Annotated in this window: 23 protein-coding genes; 7 read left to right on the forward strand and 16 right to left on the reverse strand. The window is 42.3% G+C overall.

Features of this window, described 5'->3' with window-relative positions; translation table 11 throughout:
* Positions 1 to 43 precede the first annotated feature (43 nt).
* From essA to B7708_RS01065, 3 genes are all read right to left on the reverse strand, one after another.
* On the reverse strand, positions 44 to 508 hold the full coding sequence (gene essA / locus B7708_RS01055) for a type VII secretion protein EssA (protein ID WP_084973108.1): 465 nt from the start codon (positions 506 to 508) through the stop codon (positions 44 to 46).
* 3 nt (positions 509 to 511) lie between these two features.
* Complete coding sequence (esaA, locus tag B7708_RS01060) at positions 512 to 3,535, reverse strand: type VII secretion protein EsaA (protein WP_084973110.1); 3,024 nt, start codon at positions 3,533 to 3,535, stop codon at positions 512 to 514.
* 69 nt (positions 3,536 to 3,604) lie between these two features.
* Complete coding sequence (locus B7708_RS01065) at positions 3,605 to 3,892, reverse strand: WXG100 family type VII secretion target (protein WP_001173990.1); 288 nt, start codon at positions 3,890 to 3,892, stop codon at positions 3,605 to 3,607.
* A gap of 432 nt (positions 3,893 to 4,324) precedes the next feature.
* On the opposite strand from B7708_RS01065, the gene B7708_RS01070 reads away from it, so the two are divergent.
* Complete coding sequence (locus B7708_RS01070) at positions 4,325 to 4,954, forward strand: MBL fold metallo-hydrolase (RefSeq protein WP_084973112.1); 630 nt, start codon at positions 4,325 to 4,327, stop codon at positions 4,952 to 4,954.
* A 38-nt stretch (positions 4,955 to 4,992) separates the two neighbouring features.
* Here the strand turns inward: B7708_RS01070 and B7708_RS01075 are convergent, their stop codons facing one another.
* Entirely contained in the window at positions 4,993 to 6,885 is a 1,893-nt protein-coding gene (locus B7708_RS01075; RefSeq protein ID WP_084973114.1) for a M13 family metallopeptidase, read from the reverse strand.
* 178 nt (positions 6,886 to 7,063) lie between these two features.
* Here B7708_RS01075 and B7708_RS01080 point away from each other — a divergent pair, with 178 nt between their 5' ends.
* The 6 genes from B7708_RS01080 (at position 7,064) to B7708_RS01105 (ending at position 11,463) form a co-directional block, all read left to right on the forward strand.
* On the forward strand, positions 7,064 to 7,786 hold the full coding sequence (locus B7708_RS01080; protein WP_084973116.1) for a metal ABC transporter ATP-binding protein: 723 nt from the start codon (positions 7,064 to 7,066) through the stop codon (positions 7,784 to 7,786).
* On the forward strand, positions 7,783 to 8,631 hold the full coding sequence (locus B7708_RS01085; protein ID WP_084946380.1) for a metal ABC transporter permease: 849 nt from the start codon (positions 7,783 to 7,785) through the stop codon (positions 8,629 to 8,631). The genes B7708_RS01080 and B7708_RS01085 overlap by 4 nt, the downstream gene beginning before the upstream one ends.
* Before the next feature lie 26 nt (positions 8,632 to 8,657).
* A complete protein-coding gene (locus B7708_RS01090) occupies positions 8,658 to 9,590 on the forward strand; it encodes a metal ABC transporter substrate-binding protein (RefSeq protein WP_084973118.1) in 933 nt (310 codons plus the stop codon).
* A 123-nt stretch (positions 9,591 to 9,713) separates the two neighbouring features.
* Entirely contained in the window at positions 9,714 to 10,208 is a 495-nt protein-coding gene (tpx, locus tag B7708_RS01095) for a thiol peroxidase (RefSeq protein ID WP_084973120.1), read from the forward strand.
* Between the two features lie 83 nt (positions 10,209 to 10,291).
* Entirely contained in the window at positions 10,292 to 10,942 is a 651-nt protein-coding gene (locus B7708_RS01100; RefSeq protein WP_084973121.1) for a metal-dependent transcriptional regulator, read from the forward strand.
* Positions 10,943 to 11,049: 107 nt separating this feature from the next.
* Positions 11,050 to 11,463, forward strand: coding sequence for a hypothetical protein (locus B7708_RS01105; protein WP_084973123.1), 414 nt, complete (start codon positions 11,050 to 11,052; stop codon positions 11,461 to 11,463).
* Between the two features lie 30 nt (positions 11,464 to 11,493).
* Here the strand turns inward: B7708_RS01105 and dtd are convergent, their stop codons facing one another.
* From dtd to metE, 12 genes are all read right to left on the reverse strand, one after another.
* On the reverse strand, positions 11,494 to 11,937 hold the full coding sequence (dtd, locus tag B7708_RS01110) for a D-aminoacyl-tRNA deacylase (RefSeq protein WP_084973125.1): 444 nt from the start codon (positions 11,935 to 11,937) through the stop codon (positions 11,494 to 11,496).
* Positions 11,938 to 11,966: 29 nt separating this feature from the next.
* A complete protein-coding gene (locus B7708_RS01115; RefSeq protein WP_084973127.1) occupies positions 11,967 to 14,183 on the reverse strand; it encodes a RelA/SpoT family protein in 2,217 nt (738 codons plus the stop codon).
* 143 nt (positions 14,184 to 14,326) lie between these two features.
* On the reverse strand, positions 14,327 to 15,457 hold the full coding sequence (locus tag B7708_RS01120) for an ABC transporter ATP-binding protein (RefSeq protein ID WP_084973129.1): 1,131 nt from the start codon (positions 15,455 to 15,457) through the stop codon (positions 14,327 to 14,329).
* A gap of 114 nt (positions 15,458 to 15,571) precedes the next feature.
* Entirely contained in the window at positions 15,572 to 16,441 is an 870-nt protein-coding gene (locus B7708_RS01125) for a helix-turn-helix domain-containing protein (RefSeq protein WP_084973131.1), read from the reverse strand.
* A gap of 3 nt (positions 16,442 to 16,444) precedes the next feature.
* Positions 16,445 to 16,831 (reverse strand): Mini-ribonuclease 3, encoded by a 387-nt coding sequence (locus B7708_RS01130; protein ID WP_084973133.1) that lies wholly within the window; start codon positions 16,829 to 16,831, stop codon positions 16,445 to 16,447.
* On the reverse strand, positions 16,824 to 18,167 hold the full coding sequence (gene cysS / locus B7708_RS01135; RefSeq protein ID WP_084973135.1) for a cysteine--tRNA ligase: 1,344 nt from the start codon (positions 18,165 to 18,167) through the stop codon (positions 16,824 to 16,826). Before cysS ends, B7708_RS01130 begins: the two co-directional genes overlap by 8 nt.
* A gap of 17 nt (positions 18,168 to 18,184) precedes the next feature.
* Entirely contained in the window at positions 18,185 to 18,706 is a 522-nt protein-coding gene (locus B7708_RS01140) for a dihydrofolate reductase family protein (RefSeq protein WP_000301974.1), read from the reverse strand.
* An 8-nt stretch (positions 18,707 to 18,714) separates the two neighbouring features.
* On the reverse strand, positions 18,715 to 19,479 hold the full coding sequence (locus B7708_RS01145; RefSeq protein ID WP_084973137.1) for a nucleoside phosphorylase: 765 nt from the start codon (positions 19,477 to 19,479) through the stop codon (positions 18,715 to 18,717).
* A 69-nt stretch (positions 19,480 to 19,548) separates the two neighbouring features.
* Positions 19,549 to 20,166, reverse strand: a complete 618-nt coding sequence (gene cysE, locus B7708_RS01150; protein WP_084973139.1) for a serine O-acetyltransferase — start codon at positions 20,164 to 20,166, stop codon at positions 19,549 to 19,551.
* A 15-nt stretch (positions 20,167 to 20,181) separates the two neighbouring features.
* A complete protein-coding gene (gene pnp / locus B7708_RS01155) occupies positions 20,182 to 22,395 on the reverse strand; it encodes a polyribonucleotide nucleotidyltransferase (RefSeq protein ID WP_142358247.1) in 2,214 nt (737 codons plus the stop codon).
* Positions 22,396 to 23,004: 609 nt separating this feature from the next.
* Positions 23,005 to 23,871 carry a methylenetetrahydrofolate reductase [NAD(P)H] gene (metF, locus tag B7708_RS01165; RefSeq protein ID WP_084973143.1) on the reverse strand — a complete coding sequence of 289 codons (867 nt, stop codon included), beginning with the start codon at positions 23,869 to 23,871 and terminating at the stop codon, positions 23,005 to 23,007.
* Positions 23,872 to 23,963: 92 nt separating this feature from the next.
* Positions 23,964 to 26,213: a 5-methyltetrahydropteroyltriglutamate--homocysteine S-methyltransferase gene (gene metE / locus B7708_RS01170; protein WP_084973145.1), complete on the reverse strand. Its 2,250-nt coding sequence runs from the start codon at positions 26,211 to 26,213 to the stop codon at positions 23,964 to 23,966.
* Positions 26,214 to 26,254 lie beyond the last annotated feature (41 nt).

Below are 26,254 nucleotides of genomic sequence, written 5' to 3' on the forward strand. Positions count from 1 at the left end.
ATCTTCTTTCTCACTAAGCAGCCTTGATAGATTTACTAAAAGTTTAATCCATTCCCTCTACCATCACACGATAACTCATCACAGCGGTTGCTCCAAAAAGCAAGAAAATTAATGCTATATAGAATATCTCTGGAAGAAAGTCACTTAATCCACTTTTTTCTACCTGGCCTATATTTGTTTGAAATTTAGCTATTTTTTTTGAATTTGGTTGAAACAACTGCTCTTCGGGAGTTTTTTTAACTGGTCCCTGTATAGCAGAAAACAGTTGGCCCCTTTCTGTGATCAACTGTTCCTCTTGATACTGCTGTATATCTTGCAACTTCTTTTGAGTCGCTTCGTTAAAAAGCTCCTTGATTTGTTCAGATTGCAATCCAAATTTTAATCCCTCTTTCTTCTCAAGTCGGGAGTCATCAATCTGGAGACTATTATCCTTCAAATCATCTGCAGCAGCCATTGAGACTGCTGCACATGCTACTAAGGTAAGAAGTAAAAGAATTATTTTTTTCATTTCCTATTCTTTCTCAGTTTGAAATACTTGAGGCCAAAAGCTTCTTTCTTTGATAAAAATATTCATAACAAGTAATCCAGCTACGACAATCGTCATTGCAATAAATGCTAAAATGTTTGCTGGTTGCCCATCAAAATACCCTGAGAGTAAAGCTTCTAATATTGATAAAGCATTGAGATTTTTGATAAAGGCTGGGAAACCTGTTAGACTGGCCGTCGTCCCAATTGCATTCGATAGATAGACAAAGCTAATCATCATAAAGAAGGCAAGCCCCATTCCAATCACTCGGAAATGTTTGAGCAATAAATACTGTCCTTGAATCAGTACTAAACCAGCTAAAACAATCAGCAAGACCCATGACGGTTGGTATTCACGACCAACATGAAGCTGAACACTCGATACAATACCAACTACTAGACCAACTACTACAGCTAAAATAGAGAGTAGCCCAACTGTCATAATATCCGTATCATGTAGCTTATCTAGTTTGAACTTATCTTTAACTTTTCGAATAATATTTTGAGTTGCAAACAGATAAGCTGTAAAGAGACTAACAATCTCCAATAGTAAAATCCATGTAAACGGACGGTAAACATTGACAGTCGCTTTTACTGAAGTAGAATTTTGAGCAACAGGGTTGGATAAGAAGTTGAGCAATACTTCGTTTGGTACCCCATTTTCATAGGCATTATTCAAAACCTTCACGAAGGATTCTACAAAGTTTCCATTATTAGTCAATTCTTCATTAAACTGCGTCATCAAGGAGTCAGCATCTTGAGACAACTTTTCAGTACTTGTTTGAGCGTTTGACAATTCACGATTGAAATTACCTAAAGTCTCATTAACAGACTCAGCCGCCTTAACATTGCTTTGAGAAGACTCCTTCACACCCTTAGTTTCAGATAAGAGAGCTACATAATCAGAATTTAGGGTAGATAATTGATTATCAGTAGCTTCAAAGGCTTTATTTCCTCCGTCTTGTGCTTTTTCTAAATTCTTTAGTTTCTGTTCTAACGTTTCGTACAACTCTAACTGTTCCTTGATTTTTTTATTCAATTCTTGGTTGGTAGCCAAAACATCCTGCACATTTTTTTCTAGAACAGGCTTCAGTTTAGTCAGTGCTGACAAGGCTTTATCTACTTTCTCTTTAGCACCATCTGTATCTGTATCGCTAGCAGGTGCAGTTAAGCTGTCTTCATATTTCTTCAGATTTGAATCAATCGCTTCAAACCAAATATCTGATAATGCTTTAGACACATCACTATTTTTTAACCCTTTGACGGTATCGTATGCTTGTTTTAGTGATTCTACCTTTTGGTAGTCAGAAGCTATTTTCTGAACCTTTTGTCCGTAAGAAACTGCTGCTTTCTGAACGGCTAAGACATCTACCGGCGCACTGACTGCTTGAACATCATTCAAGGAAATATCAATTGATTTTAGCTCTGCTTTTGGAGCTGGACTTGGAGTCCCAGTTGAACTTGTAGTTGGAGTTGGAGTTGCAACACTATAGGCTACTTTGAAAGTCCCACCAGTCTTCAAATCAATCTCGTCGCCTAGGGCAACCGGTGTGCCATCATAAGTGACCGAATGAACTGTCACTCCTGTTCCAGCCTTCCATGACACCTTAGCCTTTGTTCCTGTTCGTCCAACAGCACTCGAACTAGTAATTGCTTCATTTTCCAGATTCTTCAAATCCGTCAAAGAAATCTCATCGCTAGGCTCTTTAATCGTTTTTAAATATGTATAGTCTACAGAAGGTATTGTGATTGGTGTCATACCAAAACCACTAAATTCTTTTCCACTAAAGTCTTCTTTTGGTAATTCTGATATTGCAGAAGCCAGCTGCGTTTTTAGAGATTCCTCAATCTTCTCTAAGTCCTTGTTTGCAGCTTTATTCAAAAATTGTTCAAGAGTGATTTTGCTCTTCTCACTTGTTCCATAGTAAGTGGCTAATTTCTCATCAATAAAGTTATGAATATCCTTTTTATGATTTTCAAACTTGGTTCTTTCATCTGTTAGATTTTTCTGTAAGCTACCAATCTCTTCGCTGATGCTTTCTGCTACTTTTTTATAGTAAGCCCCAACTTCTGGTGACGTTCCATCAGTGGATGCTGGTGTTCCATCTATATTAGAAGTCAGATTGTCTTGAGCTTCAATTAATTTCTTATAAGTTTTAATTTGTTCCTGAACGTCTTCCCGACTCTGAGAGATGAGTCTAGTGATAACATCCGCATGATTTTCCTTCTCAGCGGTCCTATTCTTAAGCAGAGTTCCAAACTTCTCACCATAGGCAATCTGCGAAACATCAAAACGATCAAAAATCTGTGAGTAGCCCTCCAAACCTGTCTTTAAAGCACTGTTGGCGTCAACTGATGAACTAGACATAGTATAGAGAGTTGGGAAAAGATTTTTAGTGTTGATAGCTGTCCCATATAAGTTCGTACGATAGTTTCCGATATTGGTCGCTTGTATCTGTGAGCTAGCTTGAACATTCTTTTGAGCAGTGTAAAGATTGTTCAAAATACTAGCCATATACATATCGACCAACTGACCATTCAAATCAGCAACAATGTCTTTTGCTAGTTTATTTGCATCATTTTCTACTTGCAAATTTCCTTGCGCATTCACCTTATAATTGATGGTTGTCTTATCAACATTGATGCTGTTAATATCGAGTATTTTTTCAGAAAAATCACTAGGAATTGTTAAAACGAGTTGGTATTTCCCACTTTCTAATCCAGAATCTGCAGCTCCACGAGGGACAACAGACCAGTTTTGAGAATTGTCACGCTCGATATTTTTTACATAACTAGCACCCAGATTATACTCTTTTGTATCAACATAGACTGGCTTATCTTCATTTACAATAGCCACATTTAATTTGGTCTGTTGATTTGCTTTTGCACTATTCTCATTATGAATAGTCGTATTTTTTTGAACTGATAGATTCAAAAAAACCATTAGTGCAAGCAATCCTAATGCCAACAGACTACTTCCTATATATTTAAAAATTTTATTCTTCCTCATATTACTTTAAATCTTCTCCGTCATAAAAAATAGGAAGGCTCTCGCCCTCCTAAAGCCACTTATAACAAATTAATGAATTTGTGCTGCAATATCTTGGTCAGTTTGTTCAACGATGTCCGCAACTTTAAGCAACTGTGCATTGATTTCATCAAGCAAGGTCGCAAACTCATCAATTTTTGGAGACAATGCTGTAAACTGTTGATCAAAGCTATCAAAAGCTGAACCTTTCCAGTTACTTCTGATAGTTTCTTGTTCGTTGCTTAATGTACGAAGAACTTGTCTTACTTCTTCGGCACCACTAGTGTATTTTTGAGCAGATGTACGTAGATCTTCTGGTGTTAATTGAATTAAAGCCATGTGAATCTCCTTTAAATTAAATTATACCTTCATTATATCAACAATTTTAGCCAACTGCAAGCTTAAAACTCAATTTTATGATAATTAATTAAAGATAAAACTCTTTTCTATCTAAGGATAAGTAAAAAGTCTTGGATGTACTGCCCCTAAAAAGTTAGACAGATAATTCTAACCTTTGGGACAGTTCTTCCTTTTTTGACATTCTTTTCTACTAAGTAATGATTAACCTGTTTCAGTATTTAAGAGCCGAAAAATTCGGTATTAATGATGTTTTTACTTATGTGACTGGTTTCATTTTGAAACTTTTAATTATGATGGTTTAAAATGGAACTAAAGATACCACCCCATCAATCAAAAAAGACTTTCTGATATCCTCATTCTTCTCTTCTGTGTTATACTGGTATCAGTACATTCTTTGAGAGAGGAAATCCTATGAAAATCCATAAAACTGTTAATCCTGTTGCCTATGAAAACACCTACTACATAGAAGGGGACCAACACCTGATTGTGGTTGACCCTGGTAGTCATTGGGAAGCCATTCGCAAAACTATCGAGAAAATCAACAAACCCGTCTGTGCAATTCTCCTGACTCACACCCACTACGACCATATTATGAGTCTTGACTTGGTCAGAGATACTTTTGAAAATCCCCCAGTTTATGTAGCAGAGAGTGAAGCTTCTTGGCTCTATACTCCAGTTGATAATCTTTCTGGCCTACCTCGTCATGACGATATGGCAGATGTGGTCGCAAAACCTGCTGAACACACTTTTATCTTTCACGAAGAATACCAACTAGAGGAATTTCGTTTCACTGTCTTACCAACACCAGGACATTCTATCGGTGGTGTTTCTATCGTCTTTCCTGATGCTCACCTAGTCTTGACAGGTGATGCTCTTTTCCGTGAAACAATCGGACGGACCGACCTTCCAACTGGTAGTATGGAACAACTCCTCCATAGTATCCAGACTCAACTCTTCACCCTCCCTAACTACGATGTCTACCCTGGACATGGGCCAGCTACGACTATCGCTCACGAAAAGACTTTTAATCCCTTTTTCTAGCAAGCAAAAAACCAAGGAAAAAATCCTTGGTTTTTGTCTTACCAAATAATCACACGGTCCTCTGGTGCACGCCACATGCCGTCGCCTTCTTTGACATCATAGGTTGTAAAGAAGTCATCGAAGTTTGGTACTTGGACATTGACACGGAGCTTAGCTGGCGCGTGCACATCGACACTGGCCATGAGTTTCATCAACTCCGGACGGCCTTTCATACGCCAGATACGAGCAAAGTTGTGGAAGAATTCTTCAGCAGAGAAGTCTGCTTCTCTCTTAGCTGCTTCTAGCGCTGCGGCAATTCCTCCCAAGTCGGCAACGTTTTCGGATACGGTTAGTTTTCCGTTAATCGTTGCGCCGTAAGATTCTTGTCCATCAAACTGGTCAATGACTTTCTGCGTTTTTTCTTTAAAAGCTGCATAGTCGCTCTCCGTCCACCAATCCTTGAGGCTACCATTTTCATCAAAGGACGCACCATTTGTGTCAAAGGCATGAGAAATCTCGTGGGCAATAACAGCACCAATACCACCGTAGTTGGCTGAAGACGACTGATGCAAATCATAGAATGGAGCCTGTAAAATAGCAGCTGGGAAAACAATCAAGTTCTTCTGAGGATTGTAGTAGGCATTAACCATGTGAGCAGGCATGCCCCACTCCTTGTAGTCAACCGGTTGGTTCCACTTGCTCCAGCTGTGCTTGATTTCCACACGCGCAAAGGCTAGGGCATTCTCAAAGAGACTGGCAGTTTCGTCCACTACTTTATCCTTGTAGCGTTCTGGCAATTCCTCTGGATAACCGATATAAGGCTTGATGACATTGAGTTTGACAATGGCCTTATCTCGCGTTTCAGGTGTGAGCCAGTCGTTCTTAGCCAAGCGTTCCTTATAAACATCAATCATGGTCGCTACTTTTTTCTCTACGTCTGCCTTAGCTTCTGGAGAGAATTTTTCATGCGCATACCAGAGACCAAGAGCTTGCTTGAAAGGACCTTGGGCCAAGTGATAAGCTGCCTTGACTTTGTCCTGAGCTTCTGGAACACCTGAAAGTGCACGACCATAAGCACCTGACAAGACACGAATCTCATCTGTCAGATAGCTTGTTGAGAGATTGACCACACCCAAAATCAAGGTTGCTTTAAGTAGAGGCCACGCTTCTTCACTATAGAATTGCTCTGCCGCTTGCCAGAAACGTTCTTCATCTACAATAACCTTGTCCGGAGTCTGTCCAATCACTGCTTGGAAGAAATCATCCAAAGGGAGGGCAGGGGCAAATTTCTTGAAATCTTCATAAGCGTATGGATGGTAGAGTTTGGCATATTCTGAACTTTCTTCGTTAGAAAGCACCACAGCCGCAACTCGACGGTCTAACTCCAACCGTTTCTCTAATAAGTCTGCGATTTCCTCATCTGAAAAATCATAGGCTTTGAGAAGATTCGCGGTACTTTCCTTCCAAAGAGTCAAGAGTTCCTCACGCTGAGGATGGTCTTCAGCGTAGTAGGTTGTATCTGGCAAGATTGTTCCTGGTGCACTTGCCCAGAGAACATTGGTTCTGGCATCCATAAAATCTGGTGATACACCAAATGGAAGGAAGTTTGGTTTACCAGCTAGTTCAAATTCTGCCAATTTGCTAGTAAAATCTGCAAAACTCTCCAAATCTTGGTATTCCTTGAGCATTGGCAAAACAGGCTTGATCCCATCAGCTTCTCTCTTGTCAAAATCACGTACCATACGATGGTACTTAACAAAGTTTGCGAGGATGGCATCCTCTGGGACATCCTCACCTGCCAACCACTTGTCCGTAGTCGCCAGCATCAACTCTTCAATTTCCTCGTCAAGGTCAATAAAACCACCTGTTCGAGATTTGTCAGCTGGAATCACAGCTGTTTTTTCCCATTCGCCATTAATAGCGTCATAAAAATCATCTTGATAACGTGTCATCTTGTTCTCGCTTTCATATTTCACTTATTCCTAGCTTAGCAAAAAAATCTAGGGAATGCAATCAAAAATAAATTTCTTGTATCTTTCATTTTATTGTTATTTTATTAAATTTTTTAAAAATTAACTTGACTTAATTTTTTTTTTAATGTATATTAAATACGGGAGGGAGGAATTTGTTATGATACGTATTGAACACCTCAGTGTCTCCTACAAAGAAACGTTGGCACTAAAGGATATTTCACTAGTGCTCCAAGGACCAACGATTACCGGAATTATTGGTCCAAATGGTGCTGGAAAATCTACTTTATTAAAAGGTATGTTGGGAATTATCCCACATGGAGGTCAGGCCTTTCTCGACGACAAAGAAGTCAAGAAATCTTTAAATCGAGTTGCCTATGTCGAGCAAAAAATCCATATCGACTACAATTTCCCTATCAAGGTCAAGGAATGTGTCTCTCTAGGACTCTATCCATCCATACCGCTCTTTCACACCTTAAAAGCCAGCCACTGGAAAAAAGTGGCAGAGGCACTTGAAATCGTTGGACTTTCAGACTATGCTGATCGCCAAATCAGCCAGCTCTCAGGAGGACAATTCCAACGTGTGTTGATTGCCCGTTGCTTAGTGCAGGAAGCTGACTACATCTTTTTAGATGAGCCATTTGTCGGGATTGACTCGGTTAGTGAAGAGATTATCATGAATACGCTGAGAGACCTTAAAAAAGCTGGTAAAACAGTTCTCATCGTCCATCATGACCTCAGCAAAGTCCCCCATTATTTCGACCAAGTTTTGCTTCTCAATCGAGAATTAATTGATCTTGGTTCGACTGAAGAAACCTTTACCGAGGCCAATCTCAAAAAGGCCTACGGTAGCAAACTCTTTTTCAATGGAGGTGACCTATGATAGCAGAATTTATCAATGGATTGCAAAATTTCCATTTCCTACAAAACGCCTTGATAACAGCTATTGTCATCGGAGTCGTTGCTGGAGCTGTGGGATGTTTTATCATCCTACGTGGGATGTCTCTCATGGGAGATGCCATCTCTCACGCAGTTTTGCCTGGCGTAGCCCTTTCCTTTATCCTGGGAATTGATTTCTTTATTGGAGCGATCATCTTTGGTTTGATGGCTTCCATCATCATTACCTACATCAAGGGAAACTCTATCATCAAGAGTGATACTGCCATTGGTATTACCTTTTCATCTTTCTTAGCCCTAGGTGTCATCTTGATTAGTGTTGCCAAGAGTTCGACAGACCTCTTCCATATCCTTTTTGGGAATATCCTCGCTGTCCAAGATACGGACATGTGGGTTACCATTAGTATGGGGGCATTGATTCTCTTGATTATCGGGATTTTCTTTAAACAACTATTGATTACATCCTTTGACGAGCTCCTGGCTAAAGCTATGGGAATGCCCGTCAATTTCTACCACTATCTGCTCATGGTGCTCTTGACCCTTGTGTCAGTCACTGCCATGCAAAGTGTTGGAACCATTCTTATCGTGGCCATGTTGATCACCCCAGCTGCGACGGCTTACCTTTATGCTAATAGCCTAAAGAGCATGATTTTCCTTTCATCAGGCCTAGGAGCTCTGGCTTCTGTTGTGGGACTCTTTATCGGCTATAGCTTCAATCTCGCAGCAGGATCCAGTATCGTGCTCACATCCGCCAGCTTCTTTTTAATCAGTTTCTTTATCTCTCCTAAGCAACGATACTTGAAACTGAAAAACAAAAAAATCATTAAATAATGGGGAAACCCTTCTGGAGGAATCTAATGAAAAAATTAGGTACTTTGCTTGTTCTTTTTCTTTCTATCATTGGATTAGCTGCCTGTGCTAGCGGAAAAAAAGACACAGCATCTACAAACCAAAAACTAAAGGTTGTAGCAACTAACTCTATCATCGCTGATATTACCAAGAATATCGCTGGTGACAAGATTGATCTTCACAGTATCGTTCCTGTTGGTCAAGACCCACACGAATACGAACCACTTCCTGAAGACGTTAAGAAAACTTCTCAAGCTGATTTGATTTTCTATAACGGTATCAACCTTGAAACAGGTGGCAATGCTTGGTTTACTAAATTGGTTGAAAATGCCAAGAAAACTGAGAACAAGGACTACTTTGCAGTTAGTGACGGCGTAGACATCATCTACCTTGAAGGTCAAAACGAAAAAGGCAAAGAAGATCCACACGCTTGGCTCAACCTTGAAAATGGGATGATTTATGCTAAAAATATCGCTAAACAGCTGATCGCTAAGGATCCTAGCAACAAGGAATTCTACGAAAAAAATCTCAAAGACTATACTGAAAAACTAGACAAACTGGACAAGGAAGCCAAAGAGAAATTTAACAATATCCCTGCTGAGAAGAAACTCATCGTAACCAGCGAAGGATGCTTCAAATACTTCTCTAAAGCTTACGGAGTTCCAAGTGCCTACATTTGGGAAATCAACACGGAAGAGGAAGGAACACCTGAACAAATCAAGACCTTGGTTGAAAAGCTTCGCCAAACAAAAGTTCCATCACTCTTTGTTGAATCAAGTGTCGATGACCGTCCAATGAAGACTGTTTCACAAGACACAAATATCCCAATCTACGCACAAATCTTTACTGACTCAATCGCTGAAGAAGGTAAAGAAGGTGACAGCTACTACAACATGATGAAATACAACCTTGACAAGATTGCTGAAGGTTTGTCTAAGTAATTCATTAAAAAACGTCGTTCTCACATGAACTGGCGTTTTTTTTCTCTTTTAATTTCCAGTCAAATCATTGGAAAAATCTGACAATTCTCGGTAGAATAAAAGAAAAAAGAATGGAGTAGTTTCATGACCACTTTTCTCGGAAATCCTGTAACCTTTACAGGTAAACAACTGCAAGTCGGAGACAAGGCACTTGACTTTTCTCTTACGACAACCGATCTCTCTAAAAAAACGCTAACTGACTTTGACGGAAAGAAAAAAGTCTTGAGTGTTGTCCCATCTATCGATACTGGTATCTGCTCAACGCAAACACGTCGTTTCAACCAAGAACTTGCTAGCCTTGACAATACCGTCGTTCTTACTGTTTCTATGGACCTACCATTTGCCCAAGGACGCTGGTGTGGGGCTGAAGGCCTTGACAATGCCATCATGCTTTCAGACTACTTCGACCATTCTTTCGGACGCGATTATGCCCTCTTGATCAACGAATGGCATCTCCTTGCGCGTGCCGTCTTTGTTCTCGATACTGACAATGTCATCCGTTACGTAGAATACGTTGACAACATTAACACGGAACCCGACTTTGAAGCTGCTATTGCCGCTGTTAAAGAACTGGACTAAAATCAAAGTCATTATGCCAGAAAGCTAGAGAAATCTAGCTTTTTTTGATATACTAGATAGAGAGAAAAGACAAGAGGAAACGAATGACGCCAAATAAAGAAGACTACCTAAAATGTATTTATGAAATCGGTACGGAAATGCAAAAAATCACCAATAAAGAAATTGCTGCCCGTATGCAGGTCTCTCCACCTGCCGTAACAGAGATGATCAAACGCATGAAAAGTGAAAATCTCATCCTCAAGGACAAGGAGAATGGCTATCTATTGACAGATATTGGGCTCAAACTAGTCTCCGAGCTCTATCGCAAACACCGGTTGATTGAAGTCTTTCTAGTTCACCATCTCGACTATACCAGCGATCAAATCCACGAAGAAGCTGAGGTCCTAGAGCACACTGTCTCTGACCTCTTCGTAGAGAGACTGGATAAACTGCTGGGTTTCCCTCAAACCTGTCCCCACGGTGGAACTATTCCTGCTAAAGGAGAACTCTTGGTTGAGATCAACAACCTACCTCTAGCAGATACTAAAGAGGCTGGAACCTATCTCCTGACTCGGGTTCACGATAGCTTTGATCTGCTCAAATACTTAGAAAAGCATGAAATCCATATCGGTGACCAAGTCAAAGTCAAGCAATTTGATAATTTTTCTAATACCTTTACACTGGTCAACAAAGGTGAAGACCTCCAAGTTAGTATGGATATCGCCAAACAACTCTATGTCGAAAAAATCAACTAACCCCTTATTCCTGAAAGAAACTTCTTTCAGGGATTTTTTATTATTTTAGTTGTAAGTCCCATTCGTTTGGTGTAGAATGAAGCTAGATAAAAGAGGGAGGTCTTCCTATGAAAAAGCTCTTTAGAATCCATTTTGCAGCTATTGCAGTCAGCGATTTGCTACTATTAGCAATTTTTATCTCCAAAACCGATCCCTCTGTAAAGTGGATGCTACTCTCTGGCTTTATTTTCCTCGTTGCTCAGGGACTACTGCTATTTCGCTTAGTCAACCGACTCAAACATCAATTCGCTGAGATTTATCCTCAGATTAACAAAAAAATTCGCCTCTACTACTTAGGGATTCTCTCAGTTGATCTTCTGTTATTGATCCTTTTAGTCTTCACCAGTTATCAGCGATTTTCCTCTCTTATGCCAATCGTTACTTCTTGTCATTCTACTTTTTATTATATAATGGCTAGCCACATAAGAGAAAACTATCCAGACTTTTACGACAAACATATCTCTTTCTGGGAGTGTCTATAAACAAAAACCAAGCCGACTGGCTTGGTTTTCTTATCTATTTTTAGTATCAAGGATAATGGTGACCGGTCCGTCATTTACCAGCTCCACCTGCATATCTGCTCCAAAGATACCTGTCTGAACTGGCACTTCTTGAGCTAGTTTTTGATTGAAAGCATCATAGAAGGCAGCTGCCATATCTGGCTTGGCTGCTCCTGTAAAAGCTGGACGATTGCCTTTCTTGGTATCCGCAAAGAGGGTAAACTGAGAAATCGAAAGGATTTCCCCCTCAATATCCTTAACAGACAGATTCATCTTGCCTTCTGCATCTGAAAAAATCCGCATGTTAACCAGTTTTCTGACAGCATAATCTAGATCTTCCTCTTGGTCCTCTGGGCCTACACCAACTAATAACAGTAAACCTTGATCTATCTGCCCCTGAATCTGACCTTCGATACTCACTTGGGCTTTTTTAACCCGTTGAATGATGATTTTCATAATAGCCTTTCTAATAGCTGAGGGGAGAATTAGCCATTAGTCCGTTTGACAGAGTAGACTTCTGGCACACTTTTAATCTTATCAACTACTGTCGTTAGAGTTGAGAGATTTGAGATTCCAAAGGACACATGGATATTGGCAAATTTCATATCCTTGGTTGGTTGGGCATTAACGGTTGAGATATTCTTGGTCGTGTTTGAGAGAACTTGTAAAACATCGTTTAAGAGACCTGTACGGTTGAGGCCATAGATATCGATGTGAGCAATATATTCCTTGCTTGAGTATTGGTCTTCCCATTCCACATCAAGGAGACGTTGCTCGTAGTTTTCTTGGGCGCGAAGGTTCATACAGTCCACGCGGTGAATGGCCACACCACGCCCCTTGGTAATGTAGCCGACAATATCATCACCTGGAACGGGATTACAACACTTAGCAATCCGAACCAAGAGACCTGAGGCACCTTCAATAATGACACCGCCCTCATGCTTAACCTTGAGCTTCTCCTTATTCTCAACCTTAACCTCGCCACCCTTAACTAACTCATCAGCCTCTGCCCTAGCTTTGGCACGTTCCTCCTCACGGCGTTCCTTTTCAGTCAGACGGTTAAAGACAGTAATAGCACTGATTTCTCCAAAACCAATAGCAGCAAAGAGGGAGTCTTCTGTCTTGTAGCTGGTCTTTTGAAGGACTTGGTCCATGTGCCGCTTGTCCATATACTTATTAGCCACATAGCCATTCTCTTGGAGCTGATTAATCAGCAGTTCGCGTCCCTTATTAACAGACAATTCCTTGTCTTGGTTTTTAAAGAACTGACGAATCTTGTTGCGCGCCTTGCTGGTCTTGACCATGTTGAGCCAGTCACGACTCGGGCCAAATGAGTTGGGGTTGGTGACAATTTCGACCTGATCCCCAGTTTTGAGTTTGGTTGTCAGAGGAACCATACGGCCATTGACCTTGGCACCAGTTGCTTTTTCACCGACTTTAGTATGGATCTCATAGGCAAAGTCAATCGGACCTGAATCTTTTGGAAGGGAGCGAACTGCACCATCTGGGGTAAAGACGTAAATCTCCTCCGCCAGATACTCTTCCTTAACAGACTCGACAAATTCCTTGGCATCGTCAGCCTGGTCTTGCAACTCAATCATTTCCTTGATCCAGTTCATACCAATCGCAGACTCTTTACTGTTGACCTGACCTTTGATGCCTTTCTTATATGCCCAGTGAGCCGCAACCCCGTACTCAGCAACTTCGTGCATTTCCTTGGTCCGAATCTGGAATTCAATCGGGCCTTTTGGTCCATAAACAGTCGTATGGATAGACTGGTAACCGTTAGCCTTACGGTTGGCGATATAGTCTTTGAAGCGACCTGGCATTGGTTTCCAAAGCTCATGCACATAGCCAAGCATGGCATAGACATCACTATGAGTCTCTAAGATACAGCGAATGGCAATCAGATCATAGATTTCTTCGAAGCGTTTCTTCTTATCCTGCATCTTGCGATAGATAGAGTAGATATGCTTGGGACGGCCATAGATTTTCCCTTTTAGATTTCGTTCGGAAGTGTACTCCTCTAACTTTGTCACTACTTCATCGACCAAAGCCTCACGTTCTCTGCGTTTTTCCTTCATCATGTGAGTGATCTTGTAAAACTCAGTTGGATTGAGATAGCGGAAGGACAAGTCTTCTAACTCCCACTTAACGCTGGAAATCCCCAGACGATGAGCAAGCGGTGCATAGATTTCCATGGTTTCTCTGGAAATGCGTTCCTGCTTGTCTTTTCGCAGGTGGTTAAGTGTTCTCATATTATGCAAGCGGTCAGACAGTTTAACCAAGATAACGCGAATATCCTCAGACATAGCCATAAGCATCTTGCGGTGATTTTCCGCCAATTGCTCCTCTATTGATTTGTACTCTACCTTACCAAGCTTAGTCACTCCATCAACAATAATGCGAACTTCATGACCAAACTCTTGCTCTAAATCATCCAATGTCGCATCCGTATCTTCAACCACATCATGCAAAAAACCACAGGCAACTGTCACGGCATCTAGCTTAAGCTTAGCTAAAATCCCTGCCACCTGAATGGGATGAATAATATAGGGCTCGCCAGATTTACGGTATTGACCACTATGGCATTCAACTGCGTAAACCAAGGCTTTATGTACAAAAGCAACATCTTCTTTCGATAAATATTTTTGCGTTAAAGCGACAACCTCATCGCCCGACAAATTCACTTCTTTCGGCATTTATTCTCTCCAATTCTTCCTACCATTTTATCACTTTTTTAAGAATATTAAAACTAGAAAAGCCTGTTTTCATGCCTAGCCTAAGCAATTAAAAGAAAAACACTGCAAGAGAGACTCTGCAGTGCTTTGTTATTTTATTTATCTTAGTAAACTGTTTTTTCAGTTTCTACGTCGAAGAAGTGTGCTTTGTTCAAGTCAAATCCAAGTTCAACTGTTGCACCTGTTTGCAAGTAGTCACGAGCATCCACTTTGGCAACAAATTCATCTTTACCAACTTGGCAGTAAAGGTGAGATTCTGAACCAAGCAATTCTGATACTGAGATTGTAGCTTTCACAACTGATTCTGGGAATGTTTCAAGGAAAGCAGGTTCTGCGTTCACGTCTTCTGGACGGATACCGAAGATCAATTCTTTTCCTTCGTAACCTTTATCGCGAAGAACTTTCAATGCACCTTCTGGAACTTTCAAGCGGAAACCATCAGAAACAATTTCATTACCAACCAATTTCACGTTGATGAAGTTCATAGCTGGGCTTCCGATGAATCCTGCTACGAACTTGTTAACTGGGTTTTTGTAAACTTCTTGAGGAGTACCGATTTGTTCTACACGTCCGATAGTACCTGTACCAGCAGGGTTCTTAGTTGCTGACATGATAACGATACGATCTGCAAGTGTCATCGCTTCTGTTTGGTCGTGCGTTACGTAGATAGTTGTAGCACCGATACGACGGTGGATCTTCGCAATTTCAGCACGCATTGATACACGAAGTTTAGCATCCAAGTTTGACAAAGGCTCGTCCATCAAGAATACTTTTGCATCACGGACGATTGCACGACCCATGGCAACACGTTGACGTTGACCACCAGAAAGGTCAGCTGGTTTACGATCCAAGAATTCTTTCAAGCCAAGGATTGCTGCAGCTTCTTGTACACGCTTGTCGATGTCTTCTTTGCTGTATTTACGCAATTTCAAACCGAAAGCCATGTTGTCATATACAGTCATGTGTGGGTAAAGAGCGTAGTTTTGGAATACCATGGCGATGTCACGGTCTTTTGGAGCTACGTCGTTGACAACTACGCCATCGATAGATGCAGTACCCTCTGTAATGTCTTCGAGACCAGCAATCATACGAAGAGTTGTTGATTTACCACATCCTGAAGGACCTACGAAAACGATAAATTCCTTGTCTTTGATGTCCAAATTGAAGTCTTCAACTGAGTAGTGTTCGCTGTTTGGATATTTTTTGTAAATGTTTTTAAGATTTAATTCTACCATGGAAGGTGAACTCCTTTTATTTTTTGATAGTTTTATTATAAATGAAAACGTTTTACTTTTCTATGGCAAGGTGACCAAAAAAATAAAAAAGTTCTGTGCAACTTGCACAAAACTTTAGAGAATATCTGGTAAAATCAACTGATAACATAAGGTCAAATCCGTCAACTCCTTCAACTGAAGTCCTGTCAATTCTTCCCATCTATCAATCTTGTATTGGAGAGAGTTGCGGTGAAGATAAAGTTGTTGGGCTGTTTTAGTTAGGACGGCACTGTTTTCCCAAAGGGAGAGAATGATTTCCTGAATCTGATCCTGATCCAAGATCATCTGGTGCAGGTATTCCTTGATTGCCTTCAGGTCCACAAGCCTTTCTCCCATACTCCAAAGATAGAGTTGTGAAAAAGTGTGAACCCCTTGATGACCTTGACGCCACCAAGTCTTAAATAAGTCCCGCTCTGCTTGGATTAAATCTGACAGAGCCTGATACCCAGTCTGAGACCAAACCTGCCCCAACATGATAGATAGACGAAAACCAAAGTCATACTCAACTGCTTCAATCGTATCAGATAAAATTGATCGAACAGAGCTGTACTTATCTTGTTGAAGCACGAAAACATAGTCCTGAGCACCGACCTGTAGCACTGTCTGGCAGTTTGGAAAGAGAGTCCGCATCATATCCAGCCAAGAGGCTAGATTTTCCTGCTGGAAATAGGAAAGATGGCAATAAACCAGCTGTATCTTTTTAAAAGTTTGAGGTGCCTGCCCCTTCCCCTCAATCAGATAGGAATACCAAGGATTGAGCGACCGAGCCTGCTCCTGCTGGGTTAAAAGAGCAATTAACTGCTTTTCACGTTCAGTGAGATTGGTCTCTTCCAGTAAAATCCACTGCTGTGAAGACAGAGGAAGAGTAAGATAGCCTGGTTTCTCTACTGGCTGGTCTGAAATCCGAGCTTCAGGAAACCAGTCTTGTAGTTCTTTTGCAATCATATCCTAGCCCTCCACTTTTTGGATGCACCAAGAAATTAAGGTCTCTAGCCGCTCCACATTTTCAGTCAGATGGAGATAGCCCATGACTGCTTCAAAGCCGGTCGACATCCGATAGGTAACGACATCCGCATTTTTAGCCTTGGTATGGCTATTGGTATTGCGACCACGTTTGTAAATTTCTTCTTCTTTTTCCGTTAAAACTTGCTCTTCCAACATGAGAGCAATCAGGCAAGCCTGAGCCTTTGCAGATACGTACTTAGTGGCCTCTTGGTGGAGTTTATTGGGCTTGGTCATGCCTTTGAGGATGAGATGACGACGAATATACATGGAATAAACCGCATCTCCCTCAAAAGCCAACGCAATCCCGTTAATGAGATTGACATCAATCACGTGTCCACCTCACTCCATCTTTTGTATCCAGTAGTTTAATCCCTTGAGCAGCCAGTTGATCTCGGATTTTGTCTGCTGTCGCAAAGTCACGATTAGCACGCGCCTCTTGGCGTTTTTGGATCAAGGCTTCAATGTCTGCATCCAAAACTTCCTCGACAAAGACAATACCGAAGACCTCTAACATAGCCGCAAGAGTTTGCTTGACACTTGCATCATAGTTGCCGGAGTTGATCCATTTGGCCATTTCAAAGACTACTGTGATACCATTGGCAGAGTTGAAATCCTCATCCATAGCTGCAACAAACTTATCTTTAAAGTCTTGTAACTCTTGAGCATCCACATTTTCAGTAAATGGTTGCTCATAAGTATTCTTCAGATACTTGAGATTAGTCTCTGCATCGCGAACAGCCTTTTCTGTAAAGTTAATAGGCTTGCGGTAATGCTGGGTGGCAAAGAAGAAACGAAGCACTTGGCCATCGATGGTTTTGAGGGCATCATGGACAGTAATAAAGTTGCCCAAGGACTTGGACATCTTGACATTGTCGATATTGACAAAGCCATTGTGCATCCAGTAGTTAGCAAAAGTCTTGCCTGTTTTTGCTTCTGACTGGGCAATTTCATTGGTATGGTGAGGAAACTCCAAATCAGCTCCACCACCGTGGATATCAATGGTATCTCCCAAAATCTCTGTCGACATGACTGAACATTCGATATGCCAACCCGGACGACCAGGTCCCCAAGGACTGTCCCAAGAAATCTCGCCTGGTTTTGCAGCTTTCCATAGTGCAAAGTCTACAGGATTTTCCTTGCGAGCCGTTTCTTCATCGGTACGACCTGAAGCACCCAGCTCCAAATCTTCCAAGGTTTTATTGGCCAACTTAGCATAGTTAGGTGATTTTTCTACACGGAAGTAAACATCCCCTTGACTCTCATAAGCATAGCCTTTCTCAATCAAGTCTTCCACAAAACGAATGATGTCAGCCATAAACTCTACTACACGTGGGTGGCGAGTCGCAGGTTTCACGCCCAAGGCCGTCACATCCTCACGAAAGGCAGCGATGTACTTGTCCGCTACTTCTTGAGGTGTGATGCCTTCTTCCTTGGCGCGATTGATAATCTTATCATCTACATCTGTAAAATTGGAAATATAGTTGACCTCAAATCCCCGATACTCAAAATAGCGACGAACCGTGTCAAAAGCTACTGTTGAGCGGGCATTGCCGACATGGATATAGTTATAAACCGTCGGACCGCAGACATACATGCGAACCTTGCCCTCTTCAATGGGCACAAATTCACGTAGGCTGCGGGTCATGGTGTCGTAAATTTTAATCATGCGGTCCACTCCCTTCTCTATTTCTGACTTTTTCGGCTGAAAACCAGCTCTGCAAAAGGGCCAAATTGTCTGAGGCTATCCAGTTGGTAAAAGCGCTGCCCTTCCTCTTGGGTAAAGAGGGGAACCCCCTTTCCTAGGATAAGGGGCGCTATCTGAATAATGAGGTGGTCGAAAAGATCCGCATCCAAGAGCGGTCCTACCAAGGAATTACCACCAATCACAAAGACATTTTTGCCTTTGTCAATCTGGTGAACAAAGTCCACCACATCCCCAGCTACTGGCTGGTAATTGCTGACAGGCAGGTGCCTATCATGCGTAAAGACATAGTTTTCCGTAGCTTGATAAAAACTTTCTACATCTTGCAAATCTTGGATTTCCTCAAAGGTCCGCTTGCCCATGATGGTGATATCCATTTGCCTGTAAAAGTCATCATAGCCTGTATCCTCTACAGAACCAAGCTGATGCAGCCAGTCTATTCTGTGCTGGCTGTCTGCCAAGTAGCCATCCATGGTGATACAGCCGTAAAAATATACTGCCATTCTTGTAGTTACCTTTCTAGTTCCTTTGCTATTGTCAAAGCGATAGTGAAAAAAGTCATGGCATCAGCTGTCCGCTCTTCATGGCGGGCATCCCAGGTTCGGTTATGATGATCCACATAGTCAGCTGTGTAGAAGAACTGATAGACTTTACTCTTGCGAAATTGACTCCAAGCCATGATAGCTGAAGCTTCCATGTCCACCACTTTGGCTCCAGCAGCCAAGCGACGCTTGACCTTATCAGGCGTTTCTCGATAAAAGGCATCAGTCGTCCAAGACTTGGTGCGGATATGCTCGATATTGTGCTTGTCAAAGATGGCTTCCAGCTCGATCAGCAGAGACTCGTCATAGGCGACTTCGTCACCCGGTGGGGCATAGTGATAGCTAGTTCCTTCATCTCGCAATGCGGCTGCAGGCAGGATAATTTTATCCGCCTCAATTGAGCGGTCCAAAACGCCACAGGAACCTAGAATGATGAAATTCTTGAAGCCTCTGGCCACCAACTCCTCCAGCTGGCCAACCACTGATGGAGCTCCAATAAGCGCAGTCATGACCGCAACTTGATTTCCATCATAATTATATACATACCAAGGGAATTGACCGTTAAGATTTTTTAAATAGCCTCCTTGATAGACTTTTTCTGACTCAATCAAACGTTGCAGAATTTCTCCGTTAAAGGACAGGATAATGGTTTCACACACTTCACCCTTGTCCATAATCTGCCTATCTGTTGGCTCAATAACCCCAGCTACATCTTCGAATTCCTCTAATAACATAACTTCTCTTTCTTTAGGACTTCAGCAAAGCCTCTTTCATCTTTTCTAACTGTTCAAAACAAGTCTTTCTTAGAGCTCCGACGAATGGTGGCTGGCTTCGCGGGCATGCTCCAGCTTGTCCAGATAATATTCTCGCTGTTCTTCCACCTCGTGGATGGTTGGCTCGTCTTTCTGACCGTGAACGCGCACGATCTTGGCAGGGATTCCAACTACGGTCACATCACTAGGCACATCCGCCACGACAACTGCCCCCGCTCCGACTTTGGCATTTTCGCCAATTTCCACTGGTCCGATGACTTGGGCATGGGCTGATATGAGAGCTCCTTTACGCACAGTCGGATGGCGTTTCCCAACATCCTTCCCTGTCCCACCAAGAGTCACTCCGTGATAGAGAAGAACGCCTTTTTCAACAATCGCCGTCTCTCCAATCACCAGACCTGAGCCATGGTCGATAAAAACACCTGAGTCTATCTGAGCACCCGGATGAATCTCAATCTGAGTCCAGAAGCGCCAAAACTGACTGTGCATCCGAGCCAAGAGTTTAAAGCCATGCTTCCAGAGAAAATGCGAGAGACGGTGGGCAGCCAAGGCCTTAACACCTGGATAGGTCAGTAGAACCTCCAAAGTGGTGCGCGCCGCTGGATCATTTTCTTTTACGATATCAATGGTTTCGCGCCACCATCTCATACATTTCTCCTTTTCTTATTCTGAATCTTTTTGTGTTTCTGTAAATTCTTTCTTAGGTTTGTGGTCCTTGTGATGACGTGGGCGGTGAGGACGCTCAGACTTTTCACCTTTTTCATCACGCTCTGGCTTTGGTGGACGAGGAAGAAGAGCCTTCATAGAAGCATCAACACGTCCTTTTTCATCAATCTTGATAACTTTGACATCGACTTCGTCTCCAATAGACACTAAGTCTTCAACATTATTGGTACGCGTCCAAGCCATTTCCGAAATGTGAACAAGTGCATCTGTCTTATCAAAGAGGTTGACAAAGGCACCAAATTTCTCGATACGAACAACCTTAGCATGGTAGACTTCATCCACTTTGGCTTCACGAACCAAGCCAGCGATGATTTCTTTGGTACGGTTAATGGCATCTTGGTCGCTAGAGTAGATGGACACATTACCTTCTTCGTCGATATCAATCTTGACGCCTGTTTCAGCGATGATCTTGTCAATGGTTTCTCCACCCTTACCGATGACAATCTTAATCTTATCCACATCAATCTTGATGGTATCAATTTTCGGTGCAGTTGGAGCCAATTCTGGACGAACTTCTGGAATAGTAGCTTCGATGACATCAAGGATTTCAAAACGAGCTTTCTTGGCTTGAGCAAGGGCCTCAGTCAAGATTTCTGCAGTAATCCCTTGGATCTTGATATCCATTTGAAGGGCTGTAATCCCGTCACGAGTACCAGCAACTTTAAAGTCCATATCTCCAAAGTGATCTTCCAATCCTTGGATATCTGTCAAGACTGTGTAGTTGTTTCCATCTGAGATGAGACCCATGGCAATCCCAGCTACTGGCGCCTTGATTGGTACACCACCAGCCATAAGGGCAAGAGTTCCCGCACAGATAGAAGCTTGAGAAGAAGAACCATTTGATTCCAAGACTTCTGCTACCAGACGGATAGCGTATGGAAATTCTTCCAAGCTTGGCAATACTTGAGCAAGAGCACGCTCACCAAGAGCACCGTGACCAATTTCACGACGACCTGGCGCACCGTAACGACCTGTTTCCCCTACAGAGTATTGAGGGAAGTTATAGTGGTGCATAAAGCGTTTCTTGTACTCTGGATCCAAACCATCGATGATTTGAGTTTCCCCCATCGGAGCCAAGGTCAAGACAGATAAAGCTTGGGTTTGTCCACGGGTAAAGAGCCCAGAACCGTGTACACGAGGAAGGAAGTCAACAACTGCATCCAAAGGACGGATTTCATCGACCTTACGACCGTCAGGACGAACCTTGTCTTCTGTAATCAAACGACGCACTTCAGCGTGTTCCATTTGTTCCAAGATTTCAGCCACATCACGCATGATACGGTCAAATTCTTCATGGTCCTCATATTTTTCTTGGTAAACGGCAGTCACTTGGTCTTTGACTGCTTGAGTTGCAGCTTCACGAGCCAATTTTTCTTCTACTTGAACCGCTTTTTGGAGGTCACTGTTGTAGGCTGCGATGATTTCAGCCTGTAATTCAGCATCTACGTGAAGCAATTCCACTTCTGCTTTTTCTTTACCGACAGCAGCAACGATTTCTTCTTGGAAGGCAATCAATTCTTTGACTGCTTCGTGCCCTTTCAGAAGGGCTTCCAACATGATTTCTTCTGACAATTCTTTGGCACCAGACTCAACCATATTGATAGCATGTTTAGTTCCTGCAACTGTCAATTCAAGAAGCGATTGCTCTGCTTGTTCTTGAGTAGGGTTGATGATGATTTGGCCATCTACATATCCCACCTGTACCCCAGCAATTGGTCCGTCAAATGGAATATCTGAGATAGAAAGAGCCAAGGATGAACCAAACATAGCAGCCATAGGTGCAGATGCATTTTCATCGTAAGAAAGGACCGTATTGATCACTTGCACTTCGTTACGGAAACCTTCCGCAAACATAGGACGGATTGGACGGTCAATCAAACGCGCTGTCAAAGTCGCATCTGTTGAAGGACGTCCTTCACGTTTCATAAAGCCACCAGGAAACTTCCCAGCTGCATACATTTTTTCTTCGTAGTTAACTTGGAGTGGGAAGAAATCCCCAGTTGCCATCTTCTTAGACATAACGGCCGCAGTCAAGACAGTTGACTCACCGTAACGCACGACAACAGAGCCATTTGCTTGCTTAGCAACCTGACCAGTCTCTACAATTAACTCACGACCCGCAAAAATCGTTTGAAACACTTGTTTTGTCATTTTAATCCCCTTTGGATTGATGAAATTATACGCCTTGCCTACAAAGATCAAGATACCAAGGGCGTGAAGAATCCCGTATGAAAATAGGAGATTAACGCAGTGTGCGATGCACACCAGGAAATCTATCTTTTTCACGAGGGATTTAGCCCGTGTTCAATTACTCAAGATACCAAGGACGTCAAAAGCAAAGTAAAAATAGGAAACTGACGAGGTCTTCGATGAAGACAAGACAGTTTATCTTTTTTACACAGCTTTTCGGCCGGGTTCGATTACTCAAGATACAAATCATTAGAAAGGATTGATGCTAAAGCATCTAAGCCTTTCACGCTAATCGCTATCATGCGATTAGCTAAATGCTTTACTAACTCTCTCGTCAAATAATATCGATTTGACTCGTTCGTGTCGCTTCAACTAAATGCTAAAAAGAACAAATTATGGAAAATTTCTTTTATAAAGTTGAGAATTTGGAAAGCTTTTAAAACTTCAATACCCTCATCTTTGTATCAAGTACGTACAGAGTCTATTCTATCATATTTTTCTTAAAAAGTGCGGGCTTTTCTATTAAAAAGGAACCATCCCCCTCACCTGAGAAGAATGGTTTGCTTTTTATTATCCTAGAGACTGATGATTAAACAAGGCATGGGTTGCTTGGTGGATGTATTTTGCTGTTTCAGCATTGTTCATGGTGTAGAGATGGACACCTGCAACATCTTGAGTTACCAAGTCCACGATCTGATCCACGGCATAGGCAAGTCCTGCTGCTCTGAGCGACTCAGGGTCATGCTCATACTTGTCTAAAATGGCCTTGAATTTTCGCGGAAGATGGATATTCTCACACGTTTTCAAGAGACGAAGCGCTTGATTACGGTTAAGAATGGGCATGATACCCGCATGAATAGGAACATCAATCCCTGCCAAGGTACACTTGTCTTGGAAATCATAGAAACGCTCATTGTCAAAGAAAAGTTGGGTTACGAGACTTGAACAGCCTGCATCCACTTTCTTCTTGAGATTTCGGATATCCGAGATCTGGTTTGGTGAGTCAGGGTGCCCCTCTGGATAGCAAGCTCCAACAATGTCAAAGTGAGGTGCTTGTTCCTTGATGAACTCGATCAAGTCCGTTGCATAGCGGAAGTCCTTTTGTGGTTCTACATCAGGTATGATATCTCCACGCAGAGCCAAAATCTTTTGCACCCCAACCTTGTCCAAGTCAACAAGAGTCTCGGCAACCTTGTCCTTGGTCAGATAGATAGCTGGCAAGTGGGCAATGGTTGGAATCGCCAGATCATTCTGGATAAAGTCAGCCAAACGAACCGTTGTTTCCTTGATATTAAATTTATTATTGCTGGCAGTCACACTGATAAAGTGCGGTGCCAACTCCTGCATGTCCTGAAGCGCAGAAATAATCTTATCATTACCCACTGCTGGGTTTGGAGGGAACACTTCAAATGAGAGTGACGGTGTTTGGCGTGACATAGTCTTTGTCCTTTTCTTTGATTTCGATAGTGCTTAGCTGGATAGGGCTAAGCAGTTCCTTGATAAGTCAGTGTCAAGTGAGAAATCTAATCTTACAATTTCTCACGCGCAGCTTTAGCTGCTTCGACAAGGCGGATCAAGCTTTCTTTCGTTTCTGGAATACCACGTGTTTTCAAACCACAGTCAGGGTTGATCCAAACTTTCTTGCTTGGTACTTTAGCAAGGATAGCTTCGATTGTGTGGTCGATTTCACCTTCGTTAGGTACACGAGGTGAGTGGATATCGTAAACCCCAGGTCCCACTTCTGTTTGGAAGTTTTTCGCTTTGAGTTCGTCCAAGATTTCAAGGTTTGAACGGCTTGCTTCAAAGGAAATAACGTCCGCATCCATGTTGTCTATAGCTGGGATGATATCTGTAAATTCTGAGTAACACATGTGAGTGTGGATTTGTGTGTCTGGCGCTACTGTAGAGTGTACCAAGCGGAAGGCTGGAATAGCCCAGTCAAGGTAATCTTCGTACCAGTCGCTACGACGAAGTGGCAATTTCTCACGAAGAGCAGCCTCGTCGATTTGGATAATCTTCACGCCTGCAGCTTCAAGGTCAAGAACTTCATCCTTGATGGCAAGGGCGATTTGAAGAGTAGAATCCTTGATAGAGATGTCTTCACGTGGGAATGACCAGTTAAGGATGGTTACAGGCCCAGTCAACATACCTTTGACAGGTTTGTCAGTGCGGCTTTGCGCGTAGCTAGACCATTTGACAGTGATTGGGTTGAGACGAGTGACATCGCCCCAGATGATTGGTGGTTTAACCCCACGCATACCGTATGATTGTACCCAACCATTCTTAGAGAAGAGGTAACCGGACAAGTTTTGACCGAAGTACTCAACCATGTCATTACGCTCGAATTCACCGTGTACAAGCACGTCAAATCCAACTTCTTCTTGCCATTTGATCCATTCGTCGATAGTTTCAGCAAGGAAAGCATCGTATTCTTCTTGTGACAATTCACCCTTACGGTAAGCCAAACGTTTGGCACGGACTTCCTTAGTTTGAGGGAATGAACCGATGGTTGTTGTTGGAAGAGCTGGAAGTTTGAAAGCTTCTTCTTGGATGGCTTCACGTTCTGCAAAGGCTGGCAAACGAGTGTAGTCTGCGTCTGTCAAACCAGAGATGCGCGCACGAAGTTCTGCATTTTCACCAACACGTTCAGTCGCAAAGAGTTCTTTGTTAGCTGCAAGTGCTTCTGCACCTTGACCATTGCGGATAGCATCCAAGTCACGAAGTTCTTCCAATTTTTCAACTGCAAAGGCAAAGTGGTTCAAGATAGCTGGCTCAAATTCTTCGTTAGCAGTTGTAAATGGCACATGAAGAAGTGAGCATGAGCTAGTCAAAACGATGTTTTCAGCTGGGATTTGCTCAAGAACAGCCAAGCTCTTTTCGTAGTTGTTGCGCCAGATGTTTTTACCATTGACAATACCTGCATAAAGAGTCTTGTCAGCTGGGAAACCACCTTTCACGAGTTCAAGAGTTTTCTTACCTTCAACGAAGTCCAAACCGATGGCATCTACTGGCAAGTTCACAAGGTCAGCGTAAACGTCACGAACGTCACCGAAGTAAGTTTGAAGCAAGACTTCAAGACCTTTCTTGTCAGCCAAGAGTTTGTTGTAGAGGTTCAAGAAGAGAGCTTTTTCTTCAGCTGTCAAGTCTTTGACAAGAGCCGCTTCGTCGAGTTGGATGCGAGTCGCACCAAGTTCCGCCAATTTAGCAAAAACTTCTTGGTATGCAGCCACTAAGCTGTCTACGAAGTCTTCTGCTTTCACGCCTTCTTCAAAGTCTGACAATTGAAGGAAAGTGAATGGACCTACAAGAACTGGACGAGTGTTCAATCCAAGTTCTTTGGCTTCTTGGAACTCATCAAAGATCTTGTGACCTGCAAGTTTGACTTGAGTGTCTTTTTCAAATTTAGGCACGATGTAGTGGTAGTTGGTATTGAACCATTTCTTCATCGGAAGGGCACGAACATCCCCTTTTTCACCTTGGTAACCACGTCCCAAAGCAAAGTAGCGTTCAAGTTCTGATAATTCCAAGTTTTGAACAGAAGCTGGCACCACGTTAAAGAGGAAAGCAGCATCTAGGAAGTTGTCATAGTGAGAAAAGTCATTTGATGGGATTTCAGTGATGCCTTTTTCTTTGACAATGTTCCAGTGTTTCGCGCGCAATTCTTTTGCTGCTGCTAAGAGTTCTTCTTCTGAGATTTCTTTTCTAAAGTATTTTTCAGTTGTAAATTTCAATTCGCGGAATTCGCCCAAACGAGGGAAACCGATGATCGTAGTTGACATGATGTGTCCTCCAAAATTTGTTGTTGAGACTATCTTAACAG

Source organism: Streptococcus oralis subsp. dentisani (genome assembly GCF_002096615.1).
Taxonomy (GTDB): Bacteria; Bacillota; Bacilli; order Lactobacillales; family Streptococcaceae; genus Streptococcus; species Streptococcus oralis_U.

Coding starts and splice junctions, on each gene's coding strand:
- essA (WP_084973108.1), bottom strand. CDS start 508: ATGAAAAAAATAATTCTTTTACTTCTTACCTTAGTAGCATGTGCAGCA.
- esaA (WP_084973110.1), bottom strand. CDS start 3,535: ATGAGGAAGAATAAAATTTTTAAATATATAGGAAGTAGTCTGTTGGCA.
- B7708_RS01065 (WP_001173990.1), bottom strand. CDS start 3,892: ATGGCTTTAATTCAATTAACACCAGAAGATCTACGTACATCTGCTCAA.
- B7708_RS01070 (WP_084973112.1), top strand. CDS start 4,325: ATGAAAATCCATAAAACTGTTAATCCTGTTGCCTATGAAAACACCTAC.
- B7708_RS01075 (WP_084973114.1), bottom strand. CDS start 6,885: ATGACACGTTATCAAGATGATTTTTATGACGCTATTAATGGCGAATGG.
- B7708_RS01080 (WP_084973116.1), top strand. CDS start 7,064: ATGATACGTATTGAACACCTCAGTGTCTCCTACAAAGAAACGTTGGCA.
- B7708_RS01085 (WP_084946380.1), top strand. CDS start 7,783: ATGATAGCAGAATTTATCAATGGATTGCAAAATTTCCATTTCCTACAA.
- B7708_RS01090 (WP_084973118.1), top strand. CDS start 8,658: ATGAAAAAATTAGGTACTTTGCTTGTTCTTTTTCTTTCTATCATTGGA.
- tpx (WP_084973120.1), top strand. CDS start 9,714: ATGACCACTTTTCTCGGAAATCCTGTAACCTTTACAGGTAAACAACTG.
- B7708_RS01100 (WP_084973121.1), top strand. CDS start 10,292: ATGACGCCAAATAAAGAAGACTACCTAAAATGTATTTATGAAATCGGT.
- B7708_RS01105 (WP_084973123.1), top strand. CDS start 11,050: ATGAAAAAGCTCTTTAGAATCCATTTTGCAGCTATTGCAGTCAGCGAT.
- dtd (WP_084973125.1), bottom strand. CDS start 11,937: ATGAAAATCATCATTCAACGGGTTAAAAAAGCCCAAGTGAGTATCGAA.
- B7708_RS01115 (WP_084973127.1), bottom strand. CDS start 14,183: ATGCCGAAAGAAGTGAATTTGTCGGGCGATGAGGTTGTCGCTTTAACG.
- B7708_RS01120 (WP_084973129.1), bottom strand. CDS start 15,457: ATGGTAGAATTAAATCTTAAAAACATTTACAAAAAATATCCAAACAGC.
- B7708_RS01125 (WP_084973131.1), bottom strand. CDS start 16,441: ATGATTGCAAAAGAACTACAAGACTGGTTTCCTGAAGCTCGGATTTCA.
- cysS (WP_084973135.1), bottom strand. CDS start 18,167: ATGATTAAAATTTACGACACCATGACCCGCAGCCTACGTGAATTTGTG.
- B7708_RS01140 (WP_000301974.1), bottom strand. CDS start 18,706: ATGGCAGTATATTTTTACGGCTGTATCACCATGGATGGCTACTTGGCA.
- B7708_RS01145 (WP_084973137.1), bottom strand. CDS start 19,479: ATGTTATTAGAGGAATTCGAAGATGTAGCTGGGGTTATTGAGCCAACA.
- cysE (WP_084973139.1), bottom strand. CDS start 20,166: ATGAGATGGTGGCGCGAAACCATTGATATCGTAAAAGAAAATGATCCA.
- pnp (WP_142358247.1), bottom strand. CDS start 22,395: ATGACAAAACAAGTGTTTCAAACGATTTTTGCGGGTCGTGAGTTAATT.
- metF (WP_084973143.1), bottom strand. CDS start 23,871: ATGTCACGCCAAACACCGTCACTCTCATTTGAAGTGTTCCCTCCAAAC.
- metE (WP_084973145.1), bottom strand. CDS start 26,213: ATGTCAACTACGATCATCGGTTTCCCTCGTTTGGGCGAATTCCGCGAA.